The sequence below is a fragment of the Lactobacillus sp. genome (assembly GCF_051873315.1).
Lineage (GTDB): Bacteria > Bacillota > Bacilli > Lactobacillales > Lactobacillaceae > Lactobacillus.
Genome location: NZ_JBJEES010000137.1, coordinates 46246 through 61072, shown reverse-complemented (window position 1 = coordinate 61072; position 14827 = coordinate 46246). Strand labels below are relative to the sequence as shown.

General features: G+C 47.8%; 16 protein-coding genes. 10 read left to right on the top strand and 6 right to left on the bottom strand.

From position 1 onward, the window contains the following. Nucleotides 1-29: 29 nt before the first annotated feature. Together ACI32D_RS08500 and ACI32D_RS08495 are read right to left on the bottom strand one after the other, a co-directional pair. Nucleotides 30-698, bottom strand: coding sequence for an energy-coupling factor transporter transmembrane component T family protein (locus tag ACI32D_RS08500; RefSeq protein ID WP_439776146.1), 669 nt, complete (start codon nt 696-698; stop codon nt 30-32). A 12-nt stretch (nt 699-710) separates the two neighbouring features. Further along, nucleotides 711-2066, bottom strand: a complete 1356-nt coding sequence (locus ACI32D_RS08495) for an ATP-binding cassette domain-containing protein (protein WP_439776145.1) — start codon at nt 2064-2066, stop codon at nt 711-713. 305 nt (nt 2067-2371) lie between these two features. Here ACI32D_RS08495 and ACI32D_RS08490 point away from each other — a divergent pair, with 305 nt between their 5' ends. The 7 genes from ACI32D_RS08490 (at nt 2372) to ACI32D_RS08460 (ending at nt 8753) form a co-directional block, all read left to right on the top strand. Then, nucleotides 2372-3847 (top strand): MFS transporter, encoded by a 1476-nt coding sequence (locus tag ACI32D_RS08490; protein WP_439776144.1) that lies wholly within the window; start codon nt 2372-2374, stop codon nt 3845-3847. 22 nt (nt 3848-3869) lie between these two features. After that, a complete protein-coding gene (locus ACI32D_RS08485; protein ID WP_439776143.1) occupies nt 3870-4718 on the top strand; it encodes a helix-turn-helix domain-containing protein in 849 nt (282 codons plus the stop codon). Between the two features lie 144 nt (nt 4719-4862). Beyond that, nucleotides 4863-5795 carry an ABC transporter ATP-binding protein gene (locus tag ACI32D_RS08480; protein ID WP_439776142.1) on the top strand — a complete coding sequence of 311 codons (933 nt, stop codon included), beginning with the start codon at nt 4863-4865 and terminating at the stop codon, nt 5793-5795. Next, a complete protein-coding gene (locus ACI32D_RS08475) occupies nt 5792-6538 on the top strand; it encodes an ABC-2 family transporter protein (protein WP_439776141.1) in 747 nt (248 codons plus the stop codon). The genes ACI32D_RS08480 and ACI32D_RS08475 overlap by 4 nt, the downstream gene beginning before the upstream one ends. Beyond that, complete coding sequence (locus ACI32D_RS08470; protein WP_439776140.1) at nt 6535-7299, top strand: ABC-2 family transporter protein; 765 nt, start codon at nt 6535-6537, stop codon at nt 7297-7299. The genes ACI32D_RS08475 and ACI32D_RS08470 overlap by 4 nt, the downstream gene beginning before the upstream one ends. Nucleotides 7300-7331: 32 nt before the next feature. Further along, a complete protein-coding gene (locus tag ACI32D_RS08465) occupies nt 7332-7484 on the top strand; it encodes a hypothetical protein (protein ID WP_296227086.1) in 153 nt (50 codons plus the stop codon). A 45-nt stretch (nt 7485-7529) separates the two neighbouring features. Further along, nucleotides 7530-8753, top strand: coding sequence for a YcaO-like family protein (locus tag ACI32D_RS08460; protein WP_439776139.1), 1224 nt, complete (start codon nt 7530-7532; stop codon nt 8751-8753). Here the strand turns inward: ACI32D_RS08460 and ACI32D_RS08455 are convergent. The 4 genes from ACI32D_RS08455 to ACI32D_RS08440 form a co-directional block, all read right to left on the bottom strand. Continuing rightward, nucleotides 8747-9586, bottom strand: a complete 840-nt coding sequence (locus tag ACI32D_RS08455) for an Rgg/GadR/MutR family transcriptional regulator (protein ID WP_439776138.1) — start codon at nt 9584-9586, stop codon at nt 8747-8749. The two genes, ACI32D_RS08460 and ACI32D_RS08455, sit on opposite strands and share 7 nt — an antisense overlap. A 146-nt stretch (nt 9587-9732) precedes the next feature. Continuing rightward, nucleotides 9733-10632, bottom strand: a complete 900-nt coding sequence (gene htpX, locus ACI32D_RS08450) for a zinc metalloprotease HtpX (RefSeq protein WP_439776137.1) — start codon at nt 10630-10632, stop codon at nt 9733-9735. Between the two features lie 16 nt (nt 10633-10648). Next, complete coding sequence (locus ACI32D_RS08445) at nt 10649-11203, bottom strand: LemA family protein (RefSeq protein ID WP_439776136.1); 555 nt, start codon at nt 11201-11203, stop codon at nt 10649-10651. A 156-nt stretch (nt 11204-11359) separates the two neighbouring features. After that, nucleotides 11360-12505 (bottom strand): SLC13 family permease, encoded by a 1146-nt coding sequence (locus ACI32D_RS08440; protein ID WP_439776135.1) that lies wholly within the window; start codon nt 12503-12505, stop codon nt 11360-11362. A 588-nt stretch (nt 12506-13093) separates the two neighbouring features. Here ACI32D_RS08440 and ACI32D_RS08435 point away from each other — a divergent pair. From ACI32D_RS08435 to ACI32D_RS08425, 3 genes are all read left to right on the top strand, one after another. After that, the gene (locus ACI32D_RS08435; protein ID WP_270448365.1) at nt 13094-13228 is read left to right on the top strand and encodes a hypothetical protein; all 135 of its coding nucleotides are present in this window, start codon (nt 13094-13096) and stop codon (nt 13226-13228) included. 115 nt (nt 13229-13343) lie between these two features. Next, complete coding sequence (locus tag ACI32D_RS08430; protein WP_439776134.1) at nt 13344-14255, top strand: HNH endonuclease; 912 nt, start codon at nt 13344-13346, stop codon at nt 14253-14255. Nucleotides 14256-14483: 228 nt separating this feature from the next. Further along, on the top strand, nt 14484-14827 hold a 344-nt coding region (locus ACI32D_RS08425; RefSeq protein ID WP_439776133.1), incomplete at its 3' end, for a LysM peptidoglycan-binding domain-containing protein.

Here is a 14827-nt window from a genome sequence, read left to right as displayed (position 1 = left end):
ACTTTTTTACTAAAATTTTTTTGCAACTTTTATGGCAGTAAAAAAGCCCCCAGATTCAAAAGAAGAATGGCAATAACAAAGAGCAGCCAGTCCTTACCAGTCAGCGGCACTTCAACGATCACAGACCGCGGGGCGCCTTCCCGGTAGCCATGGGACTCCATCCCCTGTGCCAGGTTGTCGGCACTGTTTAAAGCCACTAAAATCGCCTTAAAGTAGAGGACCGGAGACCAAAAGGAAAGATAGACTCCCCGCATCATCCCTGCCACCCGGATCTGCTTGACCGCGGCCTGCATGCGGGGAATGATGTTCAAAGCCGCCAAGGTCCCGTAGGCAAACTTGCTTGGCAAGTGCAGGTTCTGTTCCAGCGACCGGGCCATCTCTTCTGCCGTGGTTGAAATGGTCAGGCAAGCCGTGGTAAAGGTATACACGAGAACCCGGCTGGAAATGTCCAAAGCATACCAGAGGTCGCGGTGGTCACTGAAGATGTAGCCAGAAGAAAAGACGGTAATTGCCGCCAGGCCCGCCGCCAAAAGCATCCCGCCCAGGGCCTTGGGCTTGATCCGCCGGTACAAGAGGTAGGCAAAAGCCAGGACAATAACGATGATATTGCTGATGAGGCTGACCCTAAAAGATAACTCCAGTGAAATGAGCAAGGTCAGCAAGAACTTCAAGCTGGGATTCATTTTGCTTTTAGTCATTTTCTCCTCCCCCTAGTCTTCTACAAAAGCCAGTTTTTTGTCAGCCAGGCGCAGGTGATAGTCGCACCAATCGCTGATTCCATAGAACTGGTGGCTGATCAGCAGAATCGTCTGCTTGCTCTTTTCCTGGCACTCTTGCAAAAGCTTCACGACTTGCTCAATCGACTTTTGGTCCAGGCCGCTCAAGGGCTCATCGATCAAAAGCACTTCCTGGCCCGACAGAAGCATCAAGAGGATCTGCAGCTTCTTTTTCTGCCCGCCCGACAAGGAGTAGACTACCTGGTCTAAGTGGTCGGCCAAACCCAGGTCAGCCAGGGCCTGGTCTAAAACTTCAGGTGTGAAGTAAGGCGAAGCGTGCTTTTTGCTCAAATCCAGCTCCTCTTTGACAGTAATCGCCATGAACTGGTCACTTGCATTTTGAAAAATCTGCGCCACATGCTGGAAGTAGGTCCGCTCCTTGAGCTTGGCCACTTCCTTGCCCTCCCAGGTTAAGGAGCCCTGGTAGTCCAGCAGCTTGGTCATGGCCTTAAACAGGGAGCTCTTCCCGCTGCCGTTTGGCCCTGTGATCAAGGTCACCTTCCCCTTGGGGATGGCTAATTCCTTTTGCTCAATTAAAGGCCGGCCCTGCTTGATGGTGAAATTTTTCATGACAAAAGCCGCTGGCTCGTTCTCTGGCAGGGGAAAGTGCAGGCCGATTGGCTCAGTAGCCAGGAGAAGGGCTTGTTCATCCTGGCTCAAGAGTTCCACCTGCCCGCCTTCAAAGCGGTAGACCCCGTCCACCTTGCCCTGGTAGTCGTCAAAAAGGTGGTCGGTAATGATGATGGTCTTGCCCTGTTCTTTCAGCTTGGCTAAGCGGCCGATCAAGAAGCGGCGGGCTGCTGGGTCCACGCTGGCAAAAGGCTCATCCAGCAAAAAGAGATCCACGTCCATGGCGACCAGGACAGCTAAGGCTACCCGCTGCTTTTCTCCGCCGGACATGGTCACGATCTTCTGGTCCAAAAGGGAATCGATTTCTGCGAACTCGCTGGCCTTTTTCAGCCGGTTTTCAAATTCTTCTTTATTTTTCCCCAGGTTTTCCATGGCAAAAATAATCTCTTCTCTGGGCGTGGCCATGGTAAACTGCTCGCCGGCTTCCTGGAACATCATGGCCTGACTCCGGCCGCCCAAGTCGACTTTTCCGCTGGTCAGCTGGCCGCCGTATTTCGGGTAGAGGCCGGCCATGATCTTCAAAAGAGTTGATTTGCCGCAGCCGGTCGGCCCGATCAAGAGGGAAAAAGTCCCCGCCGGCAGGGTCAAGGACAGGTCGCGGATAACCTCCCGGTCCCCGTAGGAAAAAGTTAAGTGGTCAATTGTCAGTTCTGCTTGCAAAATAAAAAGTCACCTCAAAAGCAGGGTGACCAGAAGTAAAGTTTCATTTTCCCTTGCCAGCATTACCTGGCCAGGTTCCATGGGTATCATCTCAGCCTTCCGGCACCCCGTTGATTCGTCTAATTGATTCTTATTTTATTATATTGGATCTGCTAAAGCCTGTCTAATTCAAACTTTGTCCAAACTGATTGAAAAAGCCGATTTATAGCACTTTTCTTAAAATAATCTTGGAAGAAGCTTTTACTGGCAATTTTTTAGCTGTATCCTAAAATTAAGGACTTTTAGAATTTAGTGGGAGCGAAAAAATGTCAGATCAACGAAGACGAATAATTACCGTGGCCTTGATGCTGTCAAACGTCATGTCCGGTTTGGACAACACAATCATCAACACGGCCTTGCCGCGGATCATTGCCGACTTGCACGGGATTGAATATACCGGCTGGCTGGTAGCCATCTTCTTATTGGGGACGGCTGTCTCTACGCCTCTGTGGAGCAAGTTGGGCGAGCGGCGGGGGAATAAACTGGCCTACCAGTTGTCAGCTGCCTGCTTTTTGCTGGGGGCGCTTCTGCAGGGCTGTGCCCAGCAGATGTCCTTCCTTTTGACCTTCCGCCTTTTGGCCGGGATTGGCAACGGGGGAATGGTGTCGCTTCCTTATATTATCTACTCTGACCTTTATCCAAATGCCCACAAGCGCTTAAAGGTGCTGGGTATGGTGTCCGCCTTCTTCACCACGGCCACCATCTTAGGGCCGCTTTTCGGGGGCTGGATCGTTGACGTCTTGTCTTGGCGCTGGGTCTTTTACATCAATATCCCCTTTGCCTTGATTTCCATCGTCTTGATCCAGATCTTTTTCCAGGAAGAGGAAAAAAAGCGGTCAGTCCACAAGGTCGACTTGGGCGGGGCTATCTGCCTGTCCTTTGGGGTGGTGGCCCTTTTGCTCGGGACCCAGCTGGTAGAATCGGCGGGAATCGCCACGGCTCTGTTGATCTTCGCGGCGGCCTTGATTTTCATCGGCCTCTTGGTCATTATTGAGCGCCGGGCGGAAGACCCGATTATCCCAGGCCGTTTGTTTAAAAATATCCCCTTGGTCGTCGACTTTACCTTGTTTGTCTTGATCTGGGCCGCCATGTCTGCTTACAGCGTCTACGCGCCGATGTGGGCGGAAGGCTTGATGGCCACGACTGCCCTGGTCGGGGGGATGACCCAGATCCCTGGGGCCTTTACCGACATGCTGGGCTCCTTGTCAGTGGAAAAAATGCGCCGGCGCTGGTCGGCCTACCAGGTCATGCTGGCCACCTGCTGGATTTTGGCGGCGGGCTACCTGATGATGGCGGCGGCTCCGCGCTACTTCCCTTACTGGGGGATTTTAATCGCCGGGATGCTGCAGGGCTGGGGCAACGGGGTCATGTTCAACCAGCTTCAGGTTAAGGTGCAAGAAGACGCGGAAAGCAAGGACGTGCCGGTCGCGACTTCCTTCTCTTACTTGATCCGGATGCTGGCCATGGCTGTTTCCTCCAGCGTCTTCGGGGTCATTTTGAATGAGCACCTGGCTAAAGGGGTCAAGGCTAGCGGGGGCAAGATCACTTTGTCCATGCTCAACCACCTGTCAGACGCCAAGACCCGGGTCAATCTGCCTAAGCAGGACTTGGGCCAGATGGAGAACATCCTCTACGGGGCTATTCACGCGATTTTCTGGGCCGCCTTTATCCTGGTCTTCTTGTCTTTGCTTATCGCCATCTGGGCCCGCTGGCGGGAGAAAAAAATGGCCAAGTTACGGTGATTTTTTAGAAAGGAGAGAGCCGATGACTGAAATTGCCAAGCTGCGGAAAAAATTGCTGGAGGCAGGGGATGCCGCCCTGCCGCTGAACAAAGGAAAAGGTCAGACCGCTGATTGTCAGTTTGTTTTACTAGGCGACAAAGCTGAAGGCTGGAAGACTGACTCTTTGACTGCCTTGCTGCTGCTCGCGGGGACTGGCCGCTTCCGGGCTGGCCAGCAAAAGTGGCAGGTCAAGCCCGGTGATTGGTTTCTCCTGGCAGCTGGCCAATCTTGCCAGGCCAGTTTAAAAGAGGGGCTCTTGGTCCAGCTTGTCTTGCCAAAAGCTTTTGCCATGCAGGACTTGAAAAAGGAGCTCATGCTGGGAGAAGCTGAAGAAGTAGGGACTCACGGCCGGGTGGTGGTTGACGGGCCAGCTGGGGAGGCTTTCCTGGCGGCCTTGACTGAGTACCAGACCAGCGATTCTTTATCTTCAGTCTTGCTTAAAAGCCAGCTGCTGACTGCCTTGGCCCTGGCCCAGCGAGCACTAAATGAAGCGGGCAGCTTGAGTGAGCGGGAGATCCGCCGCTATATTAGTGAAAACTACGTCTCGACCAGCTTGAAGGCGGCCGCGGATTACTACCAGCTCAGTCCCAACTATTTTTCCGACCTGGTCAAAAAGAAGACCGGGCAGAGTTTTATTGAGCTGGTTGACGAGCAGAAGATGGAGGCGGCCGTCCGCCTTTTGGCCCGGCCAGACCTGTCGATCAAGCAGATCATCGGCCTGGTTGGCTACCGGGGCAAGTCCTTCTTTTATGAAAAATTCGGCAAGTACTATGGGATGTCACCGGCGGCCAAGCGCAAGGAGCTCTTCCGCCAGCAGGGCATCAATTTATAAAGAGAGAAAACCGCTGAACTGTAAGTTCAGCGGTTTTTGCATGAAAAGAAATAGAAATTTTCAAATATGAAAAGTAAGGATGCAGGAACAGTTTGAGTGTTAGAATATTAGACAATTATTAACTAAATATGAGGAGGAGAAAGAATGATTGAAATCAACCAGCTTTCTTTTGATTATCGGACTTTTAGCAAGGAACCGGGATTAAAGGGAGCTCTGCAGGATATCTTCCACCGGAAATACCAGCTGGTGCCTGCCTTGAAAGATCTGAATTTGACTATAAAAGATGGTGAAATTATTGGCTTGATTGGACCAAATGGAGCAGGGAAGACGACATTGACCAAACTGCTGACGGGGATTATTCAGCCAAGCAGTGGCAGCGTGAAAGTAGCTGGGCTTATTCCAGGAAGTCGTCAAAAGAAGCTGTTGCGGCAAATTGGGGTCATGTTTGGGCAAAAGTCGCAGCTGTCTTGGAACTTGCCTGCTGTTGACACTTTGAATATGCTGGCGGCCATTTATCAATTAAAGCCAGACCGTTATCAAGCCAGATTGCGGGAGTTGAGCGATTTACTGGATATTGGCGAGATCGTAAAAACGCCGGTCCGCAAATTGTCTTTGGGCCAGCGGATCCGCTGTGAACTTGCTTGTTCCTTGATCCATGAACCAAGCTACCTGTTTCTGGATGAACCAACCATTGGCCTGGACCTATTAACGCAGGAAAAAATCTACAATTTTTTAAAAACTGAAAACAGACTGCATCAGACGACGATTATTTTAACTTCGCACAATGTCCGTGATATTGAGGCCTTAGCCCAGCGTTTGCTGATTTTGAGCAAAGGAGAGTTGATTTTTAATGACAGCTTGAATAAGTTGCCTCTTCAGATCGATCAATCCGATAGCTATTGCTTGAAGTATTGGATCAATGACCAGACTGACGTGCGGGAAGAAATCATTCATGATCCTCAGCAGCTTTTTGTGAAGATGGAAAAATTCCAGCCGGAACAGATCATTTCTTTAAGCAAAAGTGGAATATCAGCCGAAGAGGTCATCTTGAAAATATATCAAAGAGAGAAACAATGAAAAGATATCTGCCTGTTTATTATCTTGGCTTGAAGAACAGTTTGATCTACCGGGCTAATATGATCATGAAGCTGGTCCTGCAATTGGCGAGTCTGCTGGTTACAGTTTTAATGTGGAAGTTTATCTTGGCAGAGTCCGGCAACTTTCAGCAAATGGCCCGTTATCTGCTGGCAACCAATTTGATTAGTTTAATTTTTACAACCGGGCCGGTTTTTCAATTCGCGGACATGGTCGAATCTGGGAATCTTTCCCTCTATTTAACGAGACCTTTATCCTTGTACTGGTACCTGTTCAATTACAATTTAGGCCTGCAGACGCCACTATTGCTGTTGTATTTTATCTTGCTTCTGTTCTTGGTAAAAAGCGCTGGACCAGTGTTTTTGCTCTTGATCTACCTTCTTTTGAGCAGTCTGATGTTTTTCAGTTTGATGATGGTCCTGGCTATGCTCAGCTTTTGGTTGATCAATATGTGGCCGCTTAGAAGCGGAATTAACGCAGTTTACCTCTTGCTAGGAGGATTATATTTTCCTTTGAATTTATTGGGCCCGGTTTACCAGTATTTGAAATACAACCCTTTTTCCTTGGTGACGGATTTTCCAGCGCGCTTGTTGACGGGAACAATAAGCCAGCGCGATTTTTTCGCAAATTGCCTAGCCGTTTGCTGCTGGCTGCTTCTTAGCGTGCTGCTAGGAAAAGCGTTGTTCAAAAAAGGCATTAAAACTTTTGAGGGGGCAGGAGCATGAGAAAGGTCAAGGCTATTTGGCGGCAAAGCTTAGCTGAGTTTATGATCTACCGTGGTACTAGCATTATTACTTTTCTTTTGGCAACTGTCTTTCTGTTGATTGAGCTGCTTGCGGGGCAAGTTTATTTTAGTCAGCGTGAGAACTTGGCTGGCTGGACAGCGAACCGCTACTACGTCATGATCAGTTTCATGAATAGCGCGACCTATCTTTACAATTTGTTTTTCATTTTAGGCCATGAAGGACTGGGTGAAGACATCCTTGAAGGTAATCTCGACTATCTGTTGGTTAGGCCCAGTTCGAGTTACTGGCTGGCAGTTGGCAGAAGTTTGGATATTCCAAGTTTTTTCAACTTGCTGCTTTCGCTTGGATTACTGGCTTATTACCTTACTCATGAAGGGGCAAGTTTTGGCCAGATCATGCTGATCAATTGCATGATCGTTTTACCCGCAGCCTTGATTTTCATTTTGAACCAATTGTGCTTAACTTTGCTTTTTTGGTTTGAGGGCTTAACGGCCTTGGGGGGTATTGTAGAGGACCTGGTCAGTTTGGCCGGACGGCCAAAACAGATTTTCCCCCGAGTTATTCAGCAGTTTTTTACATGGATCATTCCACTTTTGCTAGTCAGCAATTTGCCAGTGGACTGGCTGCTAGGACGGGGAAAAATCCTGCTCTTGTATCTGCTCGTTTTTTTGCCCATCCTTTACTGGCTCTCGGTTAAGTTTTGGCAGCGGGGGCTGAGGCGTTATTCATCGGCTAATTGAGAAATGATTATCTAGAAAGGAGGTGTTGCGATATGGGACGTACTAGAACTGAATTAACGAAAGGCGGACCATTTCTTGTGGAAGGCTTAAATGATGAAGAATTAAACTTCTTCAACGCTTTAATGAGCAGTCCGAAAGAATTATCTGACCAATTAAACAATGTTAAAACAGAAGTAGTTAAGTAGAGTAGAAAAGATCACGGCTAATGGCATCTTTTAGGAAAGCCAATATTGCGTGATCTTTTATTTTATGGAGGGAAAGATTTGCAAATTGAGAGAGAAGTGCCAGATACTGATGCACACACTAATTGGCTTGAGTTAATCAATCGACTGCATTTAACTGCTGACTATAGAATGTGGGTTTCTGCTAATCTAGCCTTGCAAACCGTTCAGTGTATTTTAAGGGACTCAAAAAAGAAACAAGTTTCCGTTGGAATGGGCAAAGGGATGAGTCATATGCCCGTATTAGGAGCTGAATTCGAGAGTATAGAGCATTTGTTTTATAACTCGCAGATACATTCGGCTAAGCAACGAGTGCTTGTGTCGCAGATTATGGAACAAGATCTTGATTTTTTGGATGATCCAGCTTTAAATCAGCTTTCAAAAAGCACAAAGCTGACAGTAGATTCTTTTGTCGATATCGAAAGCTCAAAAGAAGTCTATTATCCATCCTTTTTAAGCGACGTTAATTTCATAGACGATGGTGTTTCGATAAACAATCATGCCTACCAGTATGCTTCTGATAGTGGTTATGCAAGTGGATCAACTGTAAATGAAGCTTTGCTTCATTCCATTAACGAATTGATTGAAAGAGACAGTATTTCAAGGTTCATCATCAAGTATGGCTTAGGTCTTAAGGAAAACTCGGTAACTGCATTTAAGATAATTCCTAAATCCTTGCCTAAAGATTTGTATAAAATCTATCTAGGACTAAAAGATACGGCAGATACAGAAGTAATACTGGTAAAAGTAATTAATAGCTATCAAATACCGACCTATTTTACCGCTGTTCTATCTCAAGGTAGCGATATTCTCCCAATTTACGGTTCAGGGAGCTCAGTAGATGAGCGATACGCTATAATGAGATCGCTCACGGAGGCATACCAATTAGTATCCGTAAAAAAAGAAAGCGAAAGTCAACAATTACGGAAACGTTTGAACTTGATATGGTCTGAAATCTCTCCTATGAAGAAGATGCTGTCTCTAACTTTTACAAAAAAGTTGGCTAGCGTGAGATATCGTCAATATGATATATATGCAAAAGAAGTTGACCAGATGATCAGCTATGAGAGGGAGAGGCTTAAACAAGAAGGCAGGAAAATTTATTATCGAGTGGTGAAAGAAGATCCGGGCTTTGTACTCGTTCAGTCGTTAATACCTCATTTTGAACGCTTCAATCTGGTTTTTGAAGGTCAAATTGTAACGCCTAGGCTGAGTAGCAACGGCTATCAGTAAACGCTACCCCAATAATCCAATAGTTCACTTACCAAATTGCTTAAGCCAATTTCAGTTAGAGATTTTAAATAAGCATTGATTTCCCGGTCATCGCCGCTTTCCCGGTAAGCCAGCAATTTTTTTAAAAAAACGATTCTGATTTTAAAAGCGGCCATTTGCTGTGGCAAATCAATTGTCAGAAGCTGATTCAAAACGTGGCTTGCGACAGAGTTTTGTTTTTGTTGGATCAAGCTGAAAACAATATTGGTCAGAGCCGTCCAGGCATTCAAATACAGTTCATAGTCTACCTGTTCTAAGTGGTTGAGTTGGTGGATGATTTTACTGCTGTATGAAATGAGTAGGTCAGAGTCAAGCAAATAAACAGAATTCTCAAGAAAACGTAGGCTTTTGAAATCTAAGTACTCGCTATCAAGCAGTAAATCTTTAAAAATCTCTAGGTCAGCTTCTGTTAAACAATTTATTTTAGTCAAAGTAAAATAGCTGTTGGCCGCGGCGACTGCCTTTCCTAAAATATCTGGATCTTTTGTTTGATGAAAGCTGCTGATTTGCCGTAAAAAGATCTGATGAAGCCTCCGGCTGTCTTTTTGCTGGATGAGCAATTGCAGCTCATCATAGTAGGAGTTGTCTAGATATCCTTGGACTTCCGTATACGCAAAAAACTCCCGGGGGGTGACTCCCACCCGGTCTAATAAGGCTAAAAACTTTTTGAGCCGAATATCGTCGACATCATTTTCCCAGCGTGACAAGGCAGGGCTTGAAGTGATATCTTTCGCTGCTTTCTGCAGCGTCATCTTCTTATAATTCCGTAGCCTTTTAAAATATTGTCCGTACATTTTTTCTTTCATCTAATACACATTTTTGAAAAAGGTAGCAATTTAATACGTGCATTATAACAAATAGAAGACGGAAGATAAATATAACTTAAATTTAGGTAGAGCACAAAAGCTTCCAGAAAAATCTGGAAGCTTTTGTGTTGAAATTACATTTTTTCCAAGCGCTTGATCCGGTCAGCCGTTGGCGGGTGGGTGTCAAACAAGTGGCTTAAGCTGTGCCGTCTGATCGGGTCCTCGATGTACAAGGACGCGCTGGCGCTGCTGGCCGCCTGCATGGGCTGGCTGTTCTCAATCTTGGTCAAGGCGCTGATCAAACCGTGCGGGTTCCGGGTCAGCTCAACGGAACTGGCGTCAGCCAGGTATTCCCGGTTTCTGGATAAGGCCATCTGAGCCAGGCTGGCTGCCAAAGGCCCAAGGATCAGAACGAAAATAACCCCGATCACGCCGATGATCATCCCAAGCGTTCCGCCTTCCCGGTCATCGTCATCGTCTCTGTCAATGCCAAAGCCGAACCAGACCCAGTTTTGGGCAAAGTCGGCGATAAAGCTGATGGCGCTGACCAAAACCAGAGCCACCATGGACAGGCGAATGTCATAGTTGCGGATATGGGAAATCTCGTGGCCCAGAACTCCTTCCAGCTCTTCTCTGTTCATCATGTCTAAGAGACCCTGGGTGACAGCGATGGCTGACTTGTCCGGGGACAGGCCGGTCGCGAAAGCGTTGGGACTCTTGTCCGGAATCAAGTAGACCTCGGGCATGGGAATATTGGCCACTAAGGCCATGTCTTCTACGATGTGAAAAAGCTGGGGATTGTCCTCTTTATTTAAATGCTGGGCATGGTTCATGCTCATGACGACATTGACTGGATCCTGGAAGACCAGGAAAGAGTAAATCAAGGCAATGACGCCCGCGGTCAGGATGCCTGGCAGGGGCTTGTCCCACAGCAGCTGGCCTAACCCAGCGCCCACCAGGGCAAAGATCAAAACGAAAACGACCAGGACCCCGGCCGTTTTCCGCTTGTTTTGGGCAATTTGTTGATATAGCATGGCGATCCCTTAATCTTTAAAAGGATACCTTTGGTACCTTGGTTTCTTCTTCAGGGATGTCCAGGTAGTCAACCTTGGTGAAGTGGTGGATGTTGGCTACGATGTTGGATGGGAAGACCACCAGCATCTTGTTGTAGACAGCCGCGCTGGAGTTGAACAATTGCCGTGAGTAGGCAATCTTGTTTTCCGTGTTGGTCAACTCTTCCTGCAGGTTGGCGAAGTTGGTGTTGGCCTTCAGGTCCGGGTAGCTTTCAGACAAGGCGAAGATGGTCTTCAAGCTGTCAGTGATTTGGTTGGACAGCTGCATGGCCCCTTCGTGGTCGTCAGCCGGAATTTGGGTCAGCTGGTTTCTGAGTTCAACCACCTTGCTCAAAGTTTCCTTTTCGTGCTTGGCGTAGCCCTTGACGGTTTCCACTAGGTTAGGGATCAAGTCGTTCCGCCGCTTGAGCTGAACGCTGATCTGACTCCAGGCCTCTTCAGTGTTAACCTTGGCCTTTTGCAGGCCGTTGTAGGCTGAAATGTAAAAAATAACGATTAATACGACTAAAATAGCAATAATCCAGACTGCCATTTTTTGCCTCCCTTTCTAGGCCCCAGAGGGGCGTGAATTCACTTTGGCCAGATGCTTCCGGCCGTTTTAATAGATTATATATTAAAAGCTAACTGAGCACTAGTTTTTAAACAAAAAACGCCTCCTAAGGAGACGCTTGAGAGATTTGAAATGTTGCTACAGGTTCAGCTTGACGATGACCCAGCCGATGAGGGAGAGGATGATCAAGCCGGCGATCTGGTAGCCCAGCCACTTCGGGAAGAACTTCTTCTTGGCATCCTTGGAAGCGTGGGCGTAGAAGGTCCGCATAACCAGCATGTTGGCCATGGACCCGATTGGTGACCCGAAGCCACCAATGTTGGAACCTAAAGTCAAGGCTTCAGCGTACTTGGAGAACTTGCCGACCAGGATGGTGGACGGGACGTTGCTCATGACCTGGCTGGACAAGATGGCCGTCCAGTAGGTGCTCATTTCAGTGCCGACCAGGCCGTGGATCAAGGTCACGACAAAAGGAATCTGCTGGATGTCGCTGATGAAGACGAAGAACAGGGTAAAGGTCAGCAAGAGTGAGTAGTCAATGTGGAGCAGGATCTTCCAGTTGACGATCAAGGCCCAGATGATGGAAGCCAGCATTGGCATCCAGATAGGAACGAACTTGAAGACGCCGACGAAGAAGAAGGCGAAGATGACCGTGGTGATCATCGTCATTGGCCAGCTGACGTCGATTTCAACCACTTCCTGGGTTGGGATGTCCTTCTTTGGAATAAAGAAGAAGACGCAGAGAAAGACAACCATGGCCGCAATCAAGTAAGGCAGGGTCCACTTAAAGAAGGTGGCTGGCATCAAGTGGTAGTTGGAGACCACGAAGATGTTGTGGGGGTTGCCCCATGGGGTGAAGGCCGCCCCGATGTTGGCCCCCATCCCGATCAAGGTGGCTGGCAGGATTTCCGGCAACTTGTACTTCTTGGCGATGTTCAAGTACAGGGGAATCATAGTCAAGCAGGTGATGTCGTTGCCCAGGAACATGCCCGAGAAGACGGACAAGAGAGTAAAAAGGAGGATCAGTTTCCGGGTGGAGTCAGCGATCGCCGTCAGTTTATAGGCAATAATATCCAAGACGTGCAGGTAGCTGTAGACCTGGATCAAGACCAGCATGGTCGTGACAGACTCAATCGTGTGCCAGTTCATGTCGGCGCTGCGCGGCCGGGCAAAGAAGAGACTGACGATGGTGATCACGATGGTGATCTGCAGAATTCGGTCGCTAAAAATTTTCTTTAAGACGGTCAAAAAATTATTTGAACTTTTGCTTTTGGCGGCTTCCATATAAATTCCTCTACTCAGAATCATGCTTACAAAATTTACGTAAAGTTAACGAAAAGCGAAAACGGACTTTACTTTCGTGTAGTTCCATTGTCAACCATTTTTCGCTAAATCTCAATAGTTCAAAATTAACGAACAGATGTTATTGAAAGGATGTTGGCAAAACGCACTAGACCAAAAATCCGGCTTTTTTAGCTGCTTGAAAAAACAGAAAAGTTTTTGGAAAGCGATTTATTTACTGGTAATAAGGGATTTATGCCGGATGACAAAAAATGGACTTTGCTGCCTTTTTTAAGCGATTAAAACGTGTCGACTTTTTACAAGGCCACAAAAAAGTCAAAAGCGTGCTTTTGGTTTCTAAAATAATGTAAGCGGTGTCGAAAGCGAAAAAGAGAAGCAGTGAGCTGCTAAAAATCCGCCTTAGACGTTTTTGTTAAATCCATTTAACATTTCTGACTGAAGACAGCTCCGCAGTTTTTTGCCGAAAAAGGGCCTGGGGGGCAAAGAAATGCCGAAAAGGCTTGCCTAACATAGGGGAAGAGGGGTATAATTACTACTGATTTTCGAAAATCGATGAAAGGATGAAGAGACATGTCAAGAAATATCCACACGGGTATCAACCCACACCGTCGTCCACGTAACGCTTCTAACGCTAAGGAACGCGTTGCCCACGCAGCTGCAGTTGTAAACTACTTGAACCAAGCTGCTAAGGACGAAAACAAGTAATTTGTTTTTGAACAGACAATAAAGGCCCCGGCTTCGTGCTGGGGTCTTTTTTTCGCCCGCTTTTTGCCTTATGATAGGAAAAGCTAAGAGACAAGTAAGAAAAGAGGAGGTAATAATGAAGTTTCAGTGCAGCAGCTGCGGTTTAAGACTGGAATCCCTGCATTTCAAGCTGCCCGGCCTGGTCAACGACCGCCTGGCCAGCCTGTGTGACATCTGTCGGCAGCGGGGGCTGGACCCGGCAGCTTACCCCAATCCCGTGGTCAAGCTGTTCGCGGCCAACCTCCTCTATGCCTTTGTGGGCAAGGATGGGGAAGCTGCTGATGACTTTACCCTGCCGGATTTAAAAATCCGCCGGTCCTACGAGGCCCTCATGCAGGACTATGACGGCAATGTCCTGGCCAAGCAGCAGCTCTCCAGAGCAGACTTCAACCAGGCCGTGATCAAGGCAGAGGATGATCCCAGCTTCTTTTTGCCAGGGGCAATGCCTTTTGCCGAAAAACTCCAGGCTTTAGGCCTCAGCGTTGACTTCCAGTTAAACGAGGTTGACTACATCGACCGGGAGCGGATCCGGGCAAAGTACAAGTACCGCTGCCAGTATTGCGGCCGGCGGGGGCGGAGCGTGGACCATAAGGACCCTGTTTCTGTTTCACACGATAACAGCCTGGACAATCTGACCCTGTCTTGCAGCGAGTGCAACCGGATCAAGTCCAACATGCCCTATGACCTTTTCGTTAAGCTGAACGAAGAATTGCAGCCTTTAAACAAGAAGCTGGTTAAGTACGAGAATGCCCTAGACCCTTTGGAAAAAGAATTCCAGGACCGGCGGAATCTGCTGGCGGCCAAGGTGCATTTAAAGGGCGTGGTGAATGACCCGGAACTGGCCGCCATTCGCAAGCAAAACAAGCGCCTGCGGGATGCTATCGACAGCTTGGAGAGCGACTATGACGCGGCTCGCCACTTGCGCGAGGACCACTTCAAGTTGGGCTGGAAGCTCTATTTGGCTCAGCAGGACAAGGAAATCATCTAGTTTGGATAACTTAAGCCTTATGAAGAGAGCACTAAAAGTTAGACCGGAAAGCTTTTTGCAGAAAAAATCTCCAGAATGTACAGGCTTACAAAATTTACAAAAGCGCTACAGAACAACCCGCAGCGCTTTTTCGTTTTGTAATCAGACCGATACATTCTTGTAACAATTGAAAGTTATACTATAGATTGTTAGCAAACAAACCACATGTTAAAGGAGAAAAGAAGTTTCATGAAGAAAAAGAATCTGTTGATGACTGCTTTGGCAACGCTGAGTGCTTCCGGCGCCCTTTTGACCACGGGTGCCAACGCTTTGGCTGACAGCTACACTGTTGTTAAGAACGACACCCTGTGGGGCTTGTCAAAGAAGTACGGCGTTTCAGTAAGCGACTTGAAGAAGGCTAACGGCGTTTCCGGCCACTTGATCTACGTGGGCCAGAAGCTGCAGATCCCAGCCAAGTCAACTAAGGCGGTCAAGGCTGCCAAGACTAGCACGTCTGCTGCAACTAGCGTAAACACTACTGCAACTACCCACACGGTTGTAAAGGGCGACACTTTGTGGAGCCTGGCTAAGAA